Here is a 15,251-nt window from a genome sequence, read left to right as displayed (position 1 = left end):
CTTTGAAGTTGTTTTCAAGTCAACTCTTGCGGTAGGTAAGGAGGGCGTTGATCACCCAGTGTCGGTCCTCGTCGCTCATGTCTTGATGGCAGTGCAGTTGCATGACGTGGCGAGACCAGGTTTTTCCGTGATCGCCGGCGAATTCCGGCACCCCCGGCCACAGCCAATCCCAGCGCGACACCGGGACGCCCAGCGTTTTCAGCGCCTGGTAGGCAGGGTCGGGGTCGTCGATCCAGAGCGGAAATACATAGGGCGCGCTATGTTCCGACAGCGTCGGGAACAGCGGGCGCATGCCCGGCTGCCCGGTCAGCGCCTGGGCCATGGCGCGGTAGTGGCGCTGCCGCCTGGTGACGACGCGGCCTCGCGAGGAGCCCAGGGCGGCCTGAACGGCGGCCCGCACCGGGGCGCGATGGCATTGCTCGACGTCGATGCGCGCGTAGTCGCTCGAGGGATCGAAGTGGGTGGGCTGGGGCGCGGTGCCGGCCTGCGCTTGGGGCTTGCCGCGCAGGGCCTGCTTGAGCGCCAGCAAGGGGCCGGCCCAGAGGCGCCAGTGCCCCAGCCGGTCATGGCGTGCGCTGATCTCGATGTCGTCCAGTGCGGCTTTCAGCTGGCGTTTCAGGCCAGCGGGCTGCAGGGCCGCCACCGGCCGGGCCGGTCGCCGGGTCAGCAGCACGCCACCTTCCTGGGCGGCAAAGAACTTGGGCAGGCTGGCGATGACCACGTCACCCAGCGCACCCACGGCGCCCCCGGGGCCCTGCCCGAACATGGCATGCGCGCAATCCTCGAGCATCAGCACGCCGCGCCGCTGGCACCAGGCGTGCACTTCGCGGAGATCCAGCGGCAAGCCGAAGAAGTGGGCCACGCACAGCACCCGGGTGTCGGCCGGGGCGTGCTGTTCCAGCCAATCCAGGCTGGGGCGGCCGTCGGCGTCAATCGGATAGAAGCCCAGCTCATGCCCCAGCGTCAGCACGGGCGACACCATGGTGGGGCAGTGGTAGCTGGGCACCAGCACGCGCTGGCCCGGCTGGAGCGCCAGGCTCTCCAGGCCGAGCAGGATGGCCGCGCGGCCGCTGCTGGTCAACAAGGCGCCCGGCTGGTCGAGCAGGCAGGTCAGTGCCTGGGTGCCGTTGTCGGGCTGCCGGTTGTGCGGCCCCGGCACCGGATGCCGGGGAACCGCGCGAGGCGTGCTGACGTCGGCGTTCATGCGCGATGGGGATCGATCAGAGCCGGGCGGCGACGAAGTCCGCCAGCGAGCCGACCGTGGCGAAGGTGTCGCCGTCGATGTCGTCATCGTCGACCACCAGGCCCAGCTGTTCTTCCAGCGCCGTGATCAGGCTGACGACGGCCATCGAGTCCAGCTCGGGCAGGGCGCCGAGCAGGGCGGTGTCGCGGGTGAAGGTCTGGGCGCGGCCGTTCAGGCTCAGCACGTCGTCGAGAAGCCTCAGCACGTGGCCGAGAACCTGATCCTTGTCCATTGGGAACCTGTTAACGCTGCGGGAATCGATGCGAGAGGGTCTGCGCGGGTGCAGGGCTAGGCGCACGCCGAAGCCCGGGCTGGTTGCCCGGGCAAGGCGCGCAACAACGCCATGCGCCCGCGCAGACCCTCTCCCGAAGGGTTGTCACTCAAAAGCCCGCGCGCGGCGTTGCGAAGTCTCGCTGGGGACGACCCCAGCTTCGACCTCGCGCCTTACTCGCGGGCTTTTGAGTGGCAACGCATCCGATTCCCGTAGCGTCAACAGGTTCCGTCCGTCCAAAAAAGCAGCCGCGCAGTTTAGCCGGCCGCCCCCTTGCCCCCGGGGGCGGCCACCCCTCGGCCCGGGGGCGCGTGAGATACTTTTTTCATGCCCGAATCGACCCTGTTGAACGAGCTGGTGGCCGTTGCCGCCGAGCGAACGCCCGAGGCTCCGGCGCTCACCTACGGAGCGCACACGCTGAGCTACGGCGATTTGGACGCCGCCGTGCGCGGCTTTGCCAGCGGCCTGATGCAGCTCGGCCTGGCCCGTGGCGAACGGGTGGCCATCTATCTGGAAAAGCGTTTCGAGACCGTCGTCGCCAGCTTCGGCGCCCCGGCGGCCGGTGGCGTCTTCGTGCCGCTGAACCCCCTGCTCAAGCCCGACCAGGTCGGCTTCATCCTGCGCGACTGCGATGTGCGAGTGCTGGTCACCTCGCCCGAGCGCCTGGCCCAGTTGGGCGATGTGCTGACCCAATGCCCCTCGCTGCGCCAGGTGGTGCTGACCAGCGGTGCGGGTTCGGCTCCGGTGCCGGTGCATGACTGGGCCCAGCTGCTGGCCTCGCCCGCTCGCGCCGGCCACCGCGTCATCGACACCGACATGACGGCCATCCTCTACACCTCGGGCTCGACCGGCCGGCCCAAGGGCGTGGTGCTGTCCCACCGCAATATGGTGGCGGGCGGCAAGAGCGTGGCCAGCTACCTTGAAAACCGTGCCAGCGACACCCTGCTGGCGGCCTTGCCGCTGTCCTTCGACGCCGGCTTCAGCCAGCTGACCACGGCCTTCCACAGCGGCGCGCGCGTTGTGCTGCTCAACTATCTGCTGCCCAAGGACGTGCTCAAGGCCCTGGAGCGGGAGAAGGTCACCGGCCTGACCGCGGTGCCGCCGCTCTACATCCAGCTGACCCAGCTCGAATGGCCGGCCGCCATCGATGCCAACCTGCGCTACTTCGCCAACACCGGTGGCCGCATGCCGCGCGCGACGTTGGACCTGCTGCGCGCCAAGGCACCGTCGGCCCGGCCCTTCCTGATGTACGGCCTGACCGAGGCCTTCCGCTCGACCTATCTGCCGCCCAGCGAGGTGGACCGCCGCCCGGATTCCATCGGCAAGGCCATTCCCAACGCCGAGATCCTGGTGCTGCGCGAGGACGGCAGCGAATGCGCGCCGGACGAGCCTGGTGAGCTGGTGCATCGCGGCGCCCTGGTGGGTCTGGGCTACTGGAACGATGCCGAGAAGACGGCCGAGCGCTACAAGCCTTTGCCGGTGGGTGTGGGCGGCCGTGAAGCCGGCCTGCAACTGCCCGAGTTCGCCGTGTTCTCCGGCGACACCGTCAAGCGCGACGCCGAAGGCTTCCTCTATTTCGTCGGCCGCCGCGACGAGATGATGAAGACCTCGGGCTACCGCGTCAGCCCCACCGAGGTCGAGGAGATCCTCTACGCCACCGGCCTGGTCGGCGAATGCGTGGCCTTCGGCGTCTATCACGACACCCTGGGCCAGGCCATCCAGGTCATCGCCACGCCGCCGGAAGGCGCCGCTTTGCTGGACCTGGCCGCGCTGACCGCCGCCTGCAAGGCCCGCATGCCCGCCTACATGGTGCCCCACGGCATCGACGTCCGTTCGGGCCCGCTGCCGCGCAACCCCAACGGCAAGATCGACCGCAAGACCCTGTCGACCGACTGGGCCGAACGCCACCCCGCATGAGCGAACCTACCCCCGTGAAGCGTGCCCTCGAGCACGCCCCCGTCCTCTTCCCCCGCGATGCCCAGGGCGAGCTGCTGGTCGGCGGCCAGCGCCTGTCGGTGCTTGCCGAGCGCGTCGGCCAGACGCCTTTCTATGCCTATGACCGTGGCCTGTTGAAGGCTCGCGTCGCCGAGCTGCGTGCGGCTCTGCCCAAGGGTGTCGAGCTGCATTACGCGATGAAGGCCAACCCCATGCCGGCCCTGGTCCAGCTGATGGCCGGCCTGGTGGACGGCATCGACGTGGCCTCGGCGGGCGAGCTGCAGGTGGCCCTGAATGCCGGCGCCGACCCGCACGAGATCAGCTTCGCCGGCCCCGGCAAGCGCGATATCGAGCTGGGCCAGGCTGTCGCGGCCGGCGTGCTCGTCAATGTCGAGTCGGCGCGTGAACTGGCGCCGCTGGCGCGCGCTTCCCAGCGCCTGGGCCTGCCGGCCCGCGTGGCCCTGCGCGTCAACCCCGACTTCGAGCTCAAGGGCTCGGGCATGCGAATGAGCGGCGGCCCCAAGCAGTTCGGCATCGATGCCGAGGCCCTGCCGGAGGTGCTGGCCGAGGTCGGCCGCCTCAGCGGCGATGGCCTCGCCTTCGAAGGCTTCCATCTGTTTGCCGGATCGCAGAACCTCAAGGCCGAGGCCATCTGCGAGGCCCAACTGAAGAGCTATGAGCTGGCCCTGCGCCTGGCCGAGGCCGCGCCTTCGCCGGTCAAGTTCCTGAACCTGGGCGGCGGCTTCGGCATTCCCTATTTCCCGGGCGAGTCGCGCCTGGACCTGGCCCCCATCGCCGACAACCTGGCCGCCCTGCAGGCGCGAGCCCGGAGCGACCTGCCGGCCGCCAAGCTGGTCATCGAACTGGGCCGTTATCTGGTGGGCGAGGCGGGCGTCTATGTCAGCCGCGTCGTCGACCGCAAGGTCTCGCGCGGCCAGGTCTTCCTGATTGCTGACGGCGGCCTGCACCACCACCTGTCGGCCTCGGGCAACTTCGGCCAGGTGCTGCGCAAGAACTACCCGGCCTCGGTCGAGCCGCAAGGCCGCGAGGAGTCGGCTACCGAGGCCGCCAGCGTCGTCGGCCCGCTGTGCACGCCGCTGGACCTGCTGGCCGACCGCATGGAGATGGCCAAGGGCGAGATCGACGACCTCGCCGTCATCTACCAGAGCGGCGCCTATGGCCGCAGTGCCAGCCCGGAGGGCTTTCTGGGTCACCCGACCGTGGCGGAAGTCCTGGTTTAGCCCACGTCCGTCCAGACCCCGTTCTGCAGGATCTGGTGCGGCCTGAAGCCGGCCTTGTAGGCCATCTTGGGGCTCTCCTCGATCCAGTAGCCGAGGTAGAGGTGGGCGAGCTTGAGTTCCCTGGCCTGCTGGATCTGCCACAGCACGCCATAGGTACCGAAGCTGCCCGCCACGTCGGGGTCGTAGAAGGTGTAGACCGCCGACAGGCCGTCGTTGAGGATGTCGAGGATGGACACCATGCGCAGCGGGGTGCTGCCGTCGGGCATGGTCTCGCGGAACTCGACCAGGCGTGAGTTGATGCGCGACTGCAGCAGGAACTGGGTGTACTGGTCGACGCTGTCGTGGTCCATGCCGCCGCCGCTGTGCCGGCCTGCCTGGTAGCGCAGATAGAGGGCGTAGTGCTCGGGCGAATAGCCCAGGCGCATGACCTTGGCCTGCAGGGGGCTGTGGGCCTTCCAGGCGCGCTTTTGGCTGCGGGTGGGTTCGAAGCTGCCCACCGGCACGCGCAGGGCGATGCAGGCACGACACTGGTCGCAATAGGGGCGGTAGGTGAAGAGGCCGCTGCGGCGGAAACCCGCGGCCACCAGGTTGGAATAGGCGTCGGCGTGGATCAGGTGGCTGGGCGTCGCGACCTGGGAACGCGCCTGGCGACCCGACACATAGCTGCACGGGTAGGCGGCCGTGGCATAGAACTGGATTTGCGCGAGCGGCAGTTCTTTGGGGTGGGTCACGTGAGGTCGAGGATCCGGTGCCAGTAGTCCGGATGATAGGTCCAGGGCCCGGGCGAGGCTTCACCCACATGCGTGGCCAGATGGTCCTCGAAGGCCGCCCGTGGGACTTCTGCCGCACCGAGGGACGCCAGATGGGGGGTGTTCTGCTGGCAGTCGATCCAGGGAATGCCGAACTCACGGCACAGGCAGATCAGGGCGCACAGGGCGACCTTGGATGCGTCGGTGCGGCGCATGAACATGGATTCGCCATAGAACATGGCGCCTAAGTTGACGCCGTAGAGGCCGCCAGCCAGTTGGCCGTCCACCCAGGTCTCGATGCTGTGCATGGCCGGCCAGGCCAGGTAGGCGGCCTGCAGTTCGGGGACGATCCAGGTGCCCGACTGGCCCTCGCGCGGCACGCTGGCGCAGGCCTCGAGCACGGCGGCACGGTCGAAATCGATGCGGATCTCGCAGCCGGGCGTGGCGGCAAAGCGCTGCACCGTCTTGCGCAGGGATCGCGACAGCCTGAAGTTGGCCGTCTCCAGCACCATGCGCGGGTCGGGCGCCCACCACAGCGGCGGCTGGCCCGGGCCGTACCAGGGAAAGATGCCGCGGCGGTAAGCGGCTTCCAGGCGTTCCGGGGTCAGGCTGCCGCCAGCGGCCAGCAGGCCCGGGGCATCGGTCTCGGGGCCAAGCGCGCGGTGGCTGGGCGGGAAGTCCAGCGTCTCGTCGTCCAGCCAGTCAATCATGAGCGCCCGATGCGGAACGTCGCGACGATCTGGGACAGCTGAGCCGCCTGGTCCTTCAGGCTTTCCGCGGCCGCGGCGGATTGTTCCACCAGGGCCGCGTTCTGCTGAGTCATCTGGTCGAGTTGCAGGACGGCGGTGTTGACTTCACCGATGCCGCGGCTCTGCTCGGCGGCACCGGCACTGATCTCGGTCACGATGGTGGTCACGCTCTGCACGCTGCGCAGGATCTCCTGCATCGTCTGTGCGCTTTCGTCGACCAGGCGGCTGCCGTCGGCCACGCGTTCGACGCTGCTGCCGATCAGCCCCTTGATCTCCTTGGCGGCCTGTGCGCTGCGCTGTGCGAGGGCGCGCACCTCCCCGGCCACGACCGCAAAACCACGCCCCTGCTCACCGGCGCGCGCCGCTTCCACGGCGGCGTTCAGCGCCAGGATATTGGTCTGGAAGGCGATGCCGTCGATGGTGCCGATGATGTCGTTGATGCGCGTGGAGCTGGCGCTGATGTCCTGCATCGTCTCGGCCACCTGCTGGGCGACGTGGCCACCGCGCTGGGCCACGTCGGCGGTGCTGCGCGCATGGCCATCGGCCTCGCGGGCCTGGTCGGCGCTACGCTGCACGGTTTCGGTGATGTGCTGCATGGACGACGCGGTTTCCTCCAGGCTGGCCGCGGCGCTTTCGGTGCGGCCGCTGAGGTCCTGGGCGCCGGCTGCGATCTCCCGCGAGGCTGTCGCGATGGAATCCGCACTGGTTGCCACGCCGCGCATGACCGATTCGATCTGTGACACGAACTGGTTGAAGGCACGCGCGATGGCGCTGAGCTCATCCTCTCCGGCATCGTTCAGGCGTTGGGTCAGGTCGCCGCCCCCGGCGCTGCCGATCTGCAGCATGGCGTCCTTCACGACGACCAGGCGATGCAGCAGGGAGTTGACCAGCCAGGTGGCGAACAGCGTCGCACCGACCAGCAGCAGCACCAGGGCGATGCCGGCGTCGCGTAGCAGGGCTCCCAGCGAGGCCAGTGCCTCGCCGCGCTCGGCCGCGGTGACCAGCAGCCAGTCCGTGCCGGCCACGGGTGCGGCGCGCAGGAAGAAGCGCCGTTCGCCCACACCGGCTTCCACCAGGTCCTCCGCTCCGGCGCCCGTCAGCTTGGCGACCGACAGGTCGGCCGACAGCTCCGTCATGGGCTTGAGGGTCAATTGGGCGTCGGGGTGGGCGATGATCTTGCCCTCCCTGTCGGCCAGGAAGGCAAATCCGGACGGTGTCGGCTTGAGTTGGTTCACGGTGCTGACCACTTCGTCCAGCGTCACGTCCGAGCCTGCGACCCCTTTGACCTCGCCGGAGGAGCGCACTGCGTAGGCGAAGGTGACGACGAGCTTCTTGGACGAGGCGGCGATGTAGGGGGCCGTCAGCACGGCCTGCTGGCTGGTGGACGCCAGCTTGTACCAAGCGCGCGACGTGGGGTCGTAGTCGGCCGCCCGCTGTCGGTCGGGCACGGACACCATGCGCTTGTCGGCGCCGCCGACATAGGCCAGGTCCAGGGCCCCGGATGTCAGGGCCTGTTGCAGAGACGGAGCCGGGTCGGCGGCCTCCACCGCCGGGGCCAGGGCCTGCACGACATGCTTCTGGGCGCTCGCCCAGGAGGCGATGCGGTCGGCTTGGGCCTGGCTGTTGGCGCTCAGCTGTGAGGCCAGGTCGTGCAGGATGGTGCTGCGCGCGGCGCGATAGCTGGTCAACGTCGCCAGCAGCACGGACACCACCATCAGGCCCAGACAGGCCGCGAGCAGGCGGCTCTTGATCGTCTTCAGCATCGCATCTCCCGAGGGTCGAAGTGGGACTTCATGGTAGCTTTGCCGCCATGATCACCGTCTACGGCATCCCCAACTGCGACACCGTCAAGAAGGCCCGCACCTGGCTGGCCGACCAGGGACTGGAAGTTGCCTTCCACGACTTCAAGAAGCAGGGCGTTCCCGCTGAGCTGCTGCCCGCCTGGATCAAGGCCTTCGGCCGCGACCGGATCGTCAATCGCGCCGGCAACACCTGGCGCAAGCTGGACGACGCGGCCAAAGCCGCGATCGTGGACGACGCGTCGGCCATCGCACTGATGGTGGCGGAACCCAGCGTCATCAAGCGGCCCGTCGTGCGTTGGCCGGACGGGCACTGGACGCTCGGATTCAGTGCAGATGCGTTCGAGAAGAGTGCATTGATTGCACCAAAAAAGAGCTGAGCGCCGCTTTCTGGTGCCATGCGCCCGCAAATCCACGCCTTAAAAGCGGGCATTGAATTTGCAATTTCGGTGCGGTTTGGCTCGGCTTGGTGCATGTCGCCCAAGTCTGGAGCCGCCGGCCGGAGACCGCATTGGAGACGACATCGATCAAGCAGGGCGCAGATGCGCTCTTCATCCTCCTGGGTGCCATCATGGTGCTCGCCATGCATGCGGGTTTTGCCTTCCTCGAGCTGGGCACGGTACGCAAGAAGAACCAGGTCAATGCGCTGGTCAAGATCCTGGTGGATTTCGCCGTCTCCACGCTGGCCTACTTCCTGGTCGGCTACCTCGTCGCCTATGGCACGCATTTCTTCGTCGGCGCCGAGCAGCTGGCGCAGAAGAACGGCTATGAGCTGGTCAAGTTCTTCTTCCTGCTGACCTTTGCGGCCGCCATTCCCGCCATCGTCTCGGGCGGCATCGCCGAGCGGGCCCGCTTCGGTCCGCAGCTGGCGGCCACCTGCGTCATCGTCGGCTTCGTCTACCCCTTCTTCGAGGGCATCGCCTGGAACCAGGCGTTTGGCGTCCAGGCCTGGCTGAAGGCGGCCACCGGCGCCGAATTCCATGACTTCGCCGGCAGCGTCGTCGTCCATGCCGTCGGCGGCTGGATAGCCCTGGCCGCCGTGCTGCTGCTGGGCCCGCGCCTGAACCGCTACCGCAAGGACGGCGCCATGAGCGCCCATCCGCCCTCCAGCATCCCTTTCCTCGCCCTGGGCGCCTGGGTGCTGACGGTGGGCTGGTTCGGCTTCAATGTGATGAGCGCGCAGACGCTGGACAAGATGTCGGGCCTGGTGGCCGTCAACTCGCTGATGGCGATGACGGGCGGGACTCTCGTGGCCGTGCTGCTGGGTCGCAACGACCCGGGCTTTGCCTACAACGGCCCGCTGGCCGGCCTGGTGGCCGTCTGCGCGGGTTCGGACGTCATGCACCCCATCGGCGCCCTGGTCACCGGCGGCGTGGCCGGCTGGCTCTTCGTCCAGTTCTTCACCCTGACCCAGAACCGCTGGAAGATTGACGACGTGCTGGGCGTCTGGCCCCTGCACGGCCTGTGCGGCGCCTGGGGCGGCATCGCCTGCGGCATCTTCGGCCAGAAGGCGCTGGGCGGCATCGGCGGCGTGTCCTTCGGCGCCCAGCTGATCGGCACCCTGGGCGGCGTGGCCTGGGCGCTGCTCGGCGGCATCGTCGTCTATGGCGTGATCCGCAAGATCACCGGCCTGCGCCTGGACGCCGAGCAGGAGTTCGAAGGCGCCGACCTGTCCATCCACAAGATCGGGTCGACACCGGACCGCGAAGTGAGCTGGTAAGCTGACCCGAACGCTGTTCTGAGGGCCTCCGTGGAGGCCTGTTTCATTCATGTTCACAGGCATTGTCCAGGGCGTCGCCCACGTCGAATCCATCGAGGCGCGCGAGGGCCTGCACACCCTGCACCTGAAGTTCCCGCAGGGCTTCGACGCGGAACTGGCCATCGGCGCCAGCGTCTCCTGCGACGGTGTCTGCCTGACCGTCACCGAGAGACCGGCGCCCGACGTGGCGAGCTTCGACGTGATGGCCCAGACGCTGAGCCTGACCACGCTGGGCGGGCTGATGGTGGGCTCGGGCCTGAACGTCGAGCGCGCCGCGAAAGAGGGCGTCGAGATCGGCGGCCATCCGCTGTCCGGTCACGTGGACGTTTCGGCCCGCATCGCGGCCATCCGCAAGCCCGACAACAACCATGTCATCCGCTTCGCGTTGCCCGCACCGTGGATGCGTTATGTCTTCGCCAAGGGCTATATCGGCGTCAACGGCTGCAGCCTGACGGTGGCCGAGGCCCAGCGCGAGCGCGATGGCTCGGGCTGGTTCGAGGTCTGGCTCATCCCCGAGACCCTGCGCATGACGACCTTCGGCGCCAAGGATGTCGGCGACGCCGTCCACATCGAGATCGAGCGCAGCACGCAGGTCGTCGTCGACACGGTGCGCGATGCGCTGGACGAAAAGCTCGGCCCACTGCTGCCGGTGCTGGAAGCCATCGCCAAGGAGCGTGGCATCGACATCACCCAGCTGGCGTTGACGAAGTCTTGATGCTTTCTTGATGCCGCCCGCCGCGATCTTGTCGGCGGTTTGAGGGCCCGATTTCCAGAATGACCTCCATGTTTTTGGAGGTGTCATGGACATCGTTTTTCTGGGTCTGGGCGCGGCACTCGCGCTGCTGACGGGGCTCGCGGCCTGGGGCTGCGAGAAGTTGGCGAGGAGGAAGTCATGAATGGCTTCGAACTCGCCGCCACCGTGATCGTGGTCGGTCTGGTGGGCTATCTGTTCTGGGCTTTGCTCTTCCCGGAGGACTTGTCATGAGCCGCGCTGCGCTGGGCCGCCCCGAGCGAGCGGCTGCCCCCGCGGGGGGCCGTGCGACGTACTCGTCGAACGGGGGGCTGACATGAACGGCTCCGCCTGGATGCAGCTGGCGGCCTTCCTCGTCGTGCTGTTTGGATTGGCATGGCCCCTGGCGCGCTGGATTCACGCCGTCATGGAAGGGCGGCTGCGTCGCTTTGACGGGCCGTTGCTCAAGCTGGCCGGTGTCGACGTCGATGCGGAGCAGGGCTGGCTGCGCTACGCCCTCGGCCTGCTGATCTTCAACGCCATGGGCTTCGCCGCCGTCTACGCCGTGCAGCGCCTGCAGCACCTGCTGCCGCTGAATCCGCAGGGGCTGGCCGCGGTGTCGCCGGACTCGGCCTTCAACACCGCCATCAGCTTCGTCACCAACACCAACTGGCAGGGTTATGGCGGCGAGACGACGATGAGCTATCTGACGCAGATGCTGGCGTTGACGGTGCAGAACTTCCTGTCCGCCGCCACCGGCATCGCCGTCGTCATGGCCCTGCTGCGCGGCTTCGCTCGCCATTCGGGCCAGGCCATCGGCAATGTCTGGGCCGACCTGACCCGCGCCACGCTGTGGGTGTTGCTGCCGCTGTCGCTGGTGTTTGCGCTGGTGCTGGCCGGCATGGGCGTCGTGCAGACCTTCAAGCCCTACCAGGACGTGACGACCGTCGAGGCCCAGAGCTGGCAGGAAGCCAAGGTCGATGAGGCCGGCCAGCCGTTGAAGGGCGCGGACGGCCAGCCGGTCATGGAAGACAAGTCCGGCCAGAGCCAGAGCCTCGCCCTCGGTCCGGTCGCCTCCCAGCTCGCCATCAAGATGCTGGGCACCAATGGCGGCGGCTTCTTCAACGCCAACTCGGCCCATCCTTTCGAGAACCCCACGGCGGCGACCAATGCGCTGCAGATGCTGTCCATCTTCCTGATCCCGGCGGCGCTGTGCTTCGTCCTGGGTCGCCAGGTGGGCGACATGCGCCAGGGCTGGGCCTTGCTGGGCGCAATGACGGCGATGTTCGTCGTCGCCGTGGTCATTGCGACCGGCGCCGAGCAGGCGGGCAACCCGCGCCTGGCCGCTCTGGGCGTCGACGCCGCCCAGAGCACGGGGCAGTCCGGCGGCAATATGGAAGGCAAGGAAGTGCGCTTCGGCATCGAGGCCTCGTCGCTGTTCGCCGTCATCACGACGGCCGCCAGCTGCGGTGCCGTCAATGCCATGCATGACAGCTTCACGCCCCTGGGCGGTGCCGTGCCCCTGGTGCTGATCCAACTCGGCGAGGTCGTCTTCGGCGGCGTGGGCTCGGGGCTGTACGGCATGCTGGTGTTCGCCGTCCTGGCCGTCTTTGTCGCAGGACTGATGATTGGCCGCACGCCCGAATACCTCGGCAAGAAGATCGAGGCCCATGAGATGAAGATGGTGTCCCTGGCCATCCTGCTGACGCCGCTGGCGGTGCTGGTGGGCACGGCCATCGCCGTCCTCGCCGAGCCGGGCAAGGCCGGCATCGCGGCGCCCGGTGCGCATGGCTTCAGCGAGGTGCTGTATGCCCTGTCCTCGGCCGGCAACAACAACGGCAGCGCCTTCGCCGGTCTGTCGGCCAACACGCCCTTCTACAACCTGCTTCTCGGGCTGGTGATGTGGATAGGCCGTTTCGGCGTCATCGTGCCGGTGCTGGCCATGGCCGGTTCGCTGGCGGGCAAGAAGCGCCTGGCCGCGGGCGAGGGCACCCTGCCCACGCACGGCCCCCTCTTCGTCGCGATGCTGATCGGCGTCGTGGGGCTGGTCGGCCTTCTGAACTATGTGCCGGCGCTGGCCCTGGGCCCGGTCGTCGAGCATCTCATCCTGTGGAGCAATTCATGAGCCGCGCCGGCTTTTCCCTGCTCGACCCGGCGCTGACCCGCGCCGCCCTGGTCGACGCCTTCCGCAAGCTGGACCCGCGCACGCAGTTGCGCAACCCGGTGATGTTCGTCGTCTACCTGGGCAGCCTACTGACGACGGCCCTGTCCATCGCCCGGCCCGATGCCTTCGTCGTCGCGGTGACGGTGTGGCTGTGGTTCACGGTGCTGTTCGCCAACTTCGCCGAGGCCCTGGCCGAGGGCCGCAGCAAGGCCCAGGCGGCCTCGCTGCGCGGGCTCAAGAAGGAGACCTGGGCCAAGGTCGTCGACGAATGGAAGCCCGGTGCCGCCCGTGAAGGCCTGAGGTGGCATCCCCGCGAGGCCGGCACGCTGCGCAAGGGCGAGATCGTGCTGGTCGAGGCTCACGACGTGGTTCCCGCGGACGCGGAGGTTGTCGAGGGTGTTGCCTCGGTCGACGAAAGCGCCATCACCGGCGAATCGGCCCCCGTCATCCGCGAAAGCGGCGGTGACTTCTCGGCGCTGACCGGCGGCACCCGCGTGCTGTCCGACTGGGTCATCGCCCGCGTGGCCGTCAACCCCGGCGAGACCTTTGTCGACCGCATGATCGCCATGGTGGAGGGCGCCCAGCGCAAGCGCACACCCAACGAGATCGCGCTGACCATCCTGCTCGTCGCGCTGACCCTGGTCTTCCTCGGCGTCTGCGCCACGCTGCTGCCGTTCTCGCAGTTCGGCGTGGCCGCCGCGGGCGCGGGTCAGCCGGTCGGCCTGGTGGTGCTGGTGGCCCTGCTGGTCTGCCTGATCCCGACCACCATCGCCGGCCTGCTGTCGGCCGTGGGCGTCGCGGGCATGAGCCGCATGCTGCAGGCCAACGTCATCGCCACCTCGGGGCGTGCCGTCGAGGCCGCCGGCGACGTGGACGTGCTGCTGCTGGACAAGACCGGCACCATCACCCTGGGCAACCGCCAGGCCGATGCCTTCTGGCCTATCGACGGTGCCTCGGAGGCCCAGCTGGCCGATGCCGCGCGCCTGGCGTCCCTGGCTGACGAGACGCCCGAAGGACGCAGCATCGTTGCCTTGGCCGAGCGCAAGTTCGGCGCTACGGCGGTGGCGCAACGCGGCGAGTTCGTGCCCTTTACGGCGCAGACGCGCATGAGCGGCGTCGACCTCGGCCAGCGCCAGATCCGCAAGGGCGCAGGCAGTGCGGTGCGTGCCCATGTCGAAGGTCTGGGTGGCCGCTGGCCGGTCAGCGTGCAGGCCACGGTGGACGAGGCTGCCCGACGCGGCAGCACGCCGCTGGTGGTGGCCGACGGTGTCCAGGTGCTGGGCGTCGTCGAGCTCAAGGACATCGTCAAGCCCGGCATCAAGGAGCGCTTCGCCCAGATGCGCCGCATGGGCATCAAGACGGTCATGGTCACCGGCGACAACCGCCTGACAGCCGCTGCCATCGCGGCGGAAGCCGGCGTGGACGACTTCCTCGCCGAAGCCACACCCGAAGCCAAGCTGGCGCTGATCCGCGAGCACCAAGCCCAGGGCCGCCTCGTCGCCATGACCGGCGACGGCACCAACGACGCGCCGGCCCTGGCCCAGGCCGACGTGGCCGTGGCCATGAACACCGGCACCCAGGCCGCGAAAGAGGCCGGCAATATGGTCGACCTCGACAGCAACCCGACCAAGCTCATCGAGGTCGTCGAGACCGGCAAGCAGATGCTGATGACGCGGGGTTCGCTGACAACCTTCAGCATTGCCAACGATCTGGCCAAGTATTTCGCCGTGCTGCCGGCGGCTTTCGTGTCGACCTATCCGCAACTGGCCACCCTCAACGTCATGCACCTGGCCAGCCCCAACTCGGCCATCCTGAGCGCCGTCATCTTCAACGCGCTGATCATCGTCGTGCTGATCCCGCTGGCGCTGAAGGGCGTGCGCTACCGCGCCATCGGAGCCGCAGCCCTGCTGCGCCGCAACCTGCTGGTGTACGGCCTGGGCGGCGTCATCGTGCCTTTCGTCGGCATCAAGGCCATCGACCTCCTCATGTCCCCCTTCTTCTCATGAACAACCAACTCCGCCCCGCGCTGACCCTGTTCGTCTTGCTCAGCCTCGTCACCGGCCTGGCCTATCCGCTGGCCGTCACCGGCATGGCGCAAGTCCTGTTTCCGCACCAGGCCAACGGCAGTCTTGTCGTGAAGGACGGCAAGCCCGTCGGCTCCGAGCTGATCGGCCAGGCCTTTGCCGACGCTGGCCGGTTTTGGAGCCGGCCGTCTGCCACGGCGCCCATGCCCTACAACGCGGCCAACTCCGGCGGTTCCAACCTCGCGCCGACGGCGCCGGCCCTGGTCGACGCCGTCAAGGCACGCATCGAGGCTCTGCGCGCGGCGGACCCGGGCAACACGGCGCCGGTGCCAGTCGATCTCGTGACCACCTCCGCCAGCGGCCTGGACCCCCACGTCAGCCGCGCGGCAGCCGACTACCAGGTCGCCCGCGTCGCCCGTGTGCGCGGCCTGCCCGTCGAGCGTGTGAGGGCGCTGGTGGAACAGCACACGCAAGGGCGTTGGCTGGGCTTCATCGGCGAGCCCCGCGTCAATGTGCTGGCCCTGAACCTGGCTCTGGATGCGGCCCATAGGTGAGGCGTGAGAGGATGGCCCGGTGTCCCAGAACAA

Annotated in this window: 14 protein-coding genes; 9 read left to right on the top strand and 5 right to left on the bottom strand. The window is 68.4% G+C overall.

The window, feature by feature from the left end:
* Nucleotides 1–19: 19 nt before the first annotated feature.
* The gene (locus tag AC3WOE_RS17095; protein ID WP_492692089.1) at nucleotides 20–1,204 is read right to left on the bottom strand and encodes a DegT/DnrJ/EryC1/StrS family aminotransferase; all 1,185 of its coding nucleotides are present in this window, start codon (nucleotides 1,202–1,204) and stop codon (nucleotides 20–22) included.
* Between the two features lie 16 nt (nucleotides 1,205–1,220).
* The gene (locus AC3WOE_RS17090) at nucleotides 1,221–1,475 is read right to left on the bottom strand and encodes an acyl carrier protein (RefSeq protein ID WP_492692087.1); all 255 of its coding nucleotides are present in this window, start codon (nucleotides 1,473–1,475) and stop codon (nucleotides 1,221–1,223) included.
* Between the two features lie 366 nt (nucleotides 1,476–1,841).
* Between AC3WOE_RS17090 and AC3WOE_RS17085 the strand changes: the two genes are divergently transcribed.
* The gene (locus AC3WOE_RS17085; RefSeq protein WP_492692086.1) at nucleotides 1,842–3,431 is read left to right on the top strand and encodes an acyl-CoA ligase (AMP-forming), exosortase A system-associated; all 1,590 of its coding nucleotides are present in this window, start codon (nucleotides 1,842–1,844) and stop codon (nucleotides 3,429–3,431) included.
* Nucleotides 3,428–4,690 (top strand): pyridoxal-dependent decarboxylase, exosortase A system-associated, encoded by a 1,263-nt coding sequence (locus AC3WOE_RS17080; protein ID WP_492692084.1) that lies wholly within the window; start codon nucleotides 3,428–3,430, stop codon nucleotides 4,688–4,690. Before AC3WOE_RS17085 ends, AC3WOE_RS17080 begins: the two co-directional genes overlap by 4 nt.
* On the opposite strand, the gene AC3WOE_RS17075 is transcribed toward AC3WOE_RS17080, so the two are convergent.
* Genes AC3WOE_RS17075 through AC3WOE_RS17065 form a run of 3 tightly spaced genes read right to left on the bottom strand, consistent with a single transcriptional unit; the run spans nucleotide 4,687 to nucleotide 7,951 of the window.
* Nucleotides 4,687–5,421 carry an arginyltransferase gene (locus AC3WOE_RS17075; protein ID WP_492692082.1) on the bottom strand — a complete coding sequence of 245 codons (735 nt, stop codon included), beginning with the start codon at nucleotides 5,419–5,421 and terminating at the stop codon, nucleotides 4,687–4,689. The genes AC3WOE_RS17080 and AC3WOE_RS17075 overlap by 4 nt on opposite strands.
* On the bottom strand, nucleotides 5,418–6,149 hold the full coding sequence (locus tag AC3WOE_RS17070; protein WP_492692080.1) for a leucyl/phenylalanyl-tRNA--protein transferase: 732 nt from the start codon (nucleotides 6,147–6,149) through the stop codon (nucleotides 5,418–5,420). The genes AC3WOE_RS17075 and AC3WOE_RS17070 overlap by 4 nt, the downstream gene beginning before the upstream one ends.
* A complete protein-coding gene (locus tag AC3WOE_RS17065; protein WP_492692078.1) occupies nucleotides 6,146–7,951 on the bottom strand; it encodes a methyl-accepting chemotaxis protein in 1,806 nt (601 codons plus the stop codon). The genes AC3WOE_RS17070 and AC3WOE_RS17065 overlap by 4 nt, the downstream gene beginning before the upstream one ends.
* 47 nt (nucleotides 7,952–7,998) lie before the next feature.
* On the opposite strand from AC3WOE_RS17065, the gene AC3WOE_RS17060 reads away from it, so the two are divergent.
* The 7 genes from AC3WOE_RS17060 to kdpC all read left to right on the top strand — a co-directional run bounded on the left by AC3WOE_RS17060 (nucleotide 7,999) and on the right by kdpC (nucleotide 15,218).
* The gene (locus AC3WOE_RS17060; protein WP_492692076.1) at nucleotides 7,999–8,367 is read left to right on the top strand and encodes an ArsC family reductase; all 369 of its coding nucleotides are present in this window, start codon (nucleotides 7,999–8,001) and stop codon (nucleotides 8,365–8,367) included.
* Nucleotides 8,368–8,498: 131 nt separating this feature from the next.
* The gene (locus AC3WOE_RS17055) at nucleotides 8,499–9,707 is read left to right on the top strand and encodes an ammonium transporter (RefSeq protein WP_492692075.1); all 1,209 of its coding nucleotides are present in this window, start codon (nucleotides 8,499–8,501) and stop codon (nucleotides 9,705–9,707) included.
* Nucleotides 9,708–9,756: 49 nt separating this feature from the next.
* On the top strand, nucleotides 9,757–10,461 hold the full coding sequence (locus AC3WOE_RS17050) for a riboflavin synthase subunit alpha (protein WP_492692073.1): 705 nt from the start codon (nucleotides 9,757–9,759) through the stop codon (nucleotides 10,459–10,461).
* Nucleotides 10,462–10,638: 177 nt separating this feature from the next.
* Nucleotides 10,639–10,731: a K(+)-transporting ATPase subunit F gene (gene kdpF / locus AC3WOE_RS17045; RefSeq protein ID WP_492692071.1), complete on the top strand. Its 93-nt coding sequence runs from the start codon at nucleotides 10,639–10,641 to the stop codon at nucleotides 10,729–10,731.
* Nucleotides 10,732–10,813: 82 nt separating this feature from the next.
* Complete coding sequence (gene kdpA / locus AC3WOE_RS17040; protein ID WP_492692070.1) at nucleotides 10,814–12,601, top strand: potassium-transporting ATPase subunit KdpA; 1,788 nt, start codon at nucleotides 10,814–10,816, stop codon at nucleotides 12,599–12,601.
* Nucleotides 12,598–14,646 (top strand): potassium-transporting ATPase subunit KdpB, encoded by a 2,049-nt coding sequence (kdpB, locus tag AC3WOE_RS17035; protein WP_492692069.1) that lies wholly within the window; start codon nucleotides 12,598–12,600, stop codon nucleotides 14,644–14,646. Before kdpA ends, kdpB begins: the two co-directional genes overlap by 4 nt.
* Nucleotides 14,643–15,218: a potassium-transporting ATPase subunit KdpC gene (gene kdpC / locus AC3WOE_RS17030; protein ID WP_492692068.1), complete on the top strand. Its 576-nt coding sequence runs from the start codon at nucleotides 14,643–14,645 to the stop codon at nucleotides 15,216–15,218. Before kdpB ends, kdpC begins: the two co-directional genes overlap by 4 nt.
* Nucleotides 15,219–15,251: the final 33 nt, after the last annotated feature.

The sequence above is a fragment of the Roseateles sp. FW305-36 genome, from assembly GCF_058787015.1.
The sequence above is the reverse complement of the archived record's forward strand: the minus strand, read 5'-3'. Positions and strand labels throughout refer to the sequence as shown.

Coding starts and splice junctions, on each gene's coding strand:
- kdpF (WP_492692071.1), top strand. CDS start 10,639: ATGAATGGCTTCGAACTCGCCGCCACCGTGATCGTGGTCGGTCTGGTG.
- kdpC (WP_492692068.1), top strand. CDS start 14,643: ATGAACAACCAACTCCGCCCCGCGCTGACCCTGTTCGTCTTGCTCAGC.
- AC3WOE_RS17065 (WP_492692078.1), bottom strand. CDS start 7,951: ATGCTGAAGACGATCAAGAGCCGCCTGCTCGCGGCCTGTCTGGGCCTG.
- AC3WOE_RS17070 (WP_492692080.1), bottom strand. CDS start 6,149: ATGATTGACTGGCTGGACGACGAGACGCTGGACTTCCCGCCCAGCCAC.
- AC3WOE_RS17080 (WP_492692084.1), top strand. CDS start 3,428: ATGAGCGAACCTACCCCCGTGAAGCGTGCCCTCGAGCACGCCCCCGTC.
- AC3WOE_RS17050 (WP_492692073.1), top strand. CDS start 9,757: ATGTTCACAGGCATTGTCCAGGGCGTCGCCCACGTCGAATCCATCGAG.
- AC3WOE_RS17090 (WP_492692087.1), bottom strand. CDS start 1,475: ATGGACAAGGATCAGGTTCTCGGCCACGTGCTGAGGCTTCTCGACGAC.
- AC3WOE_RS17095 (WP_492692089.1), bottom strand. CDS start 1,204: ATGAACGCCGACGTCAGCACGCCTCGCGCGGTTCCCCGGCATCCGGTG.
- kdpA (WP_492692070.1), top strand. CDS start 10,814: ATGAACGGCTCCGCCTGGATGCAGCTGGCGGCCTTCCTCGTCGTGCTG.
- AC3WOE_RS17085 (WP_492692086.1), top strand. CDS start 1,842: ATGCCCGAATCGACCCTGTTGAACGAGCTGGTGGCCGTTGCCGCCGAG.
- kdpB (WP_492692069.1), top strand. CDS start 12,598: ATGAGCCGCGCCGGCTTTTCCCTGCTCGACCCGGCGCTGACCCGCGCC.
- AC3WOE_RS17060 (WP_492692076.1), top strand. CDS start 7,999: ATGATCACCGTCTACGGCATCCCCAACTGCGACACCGTCAAGAAGGCC.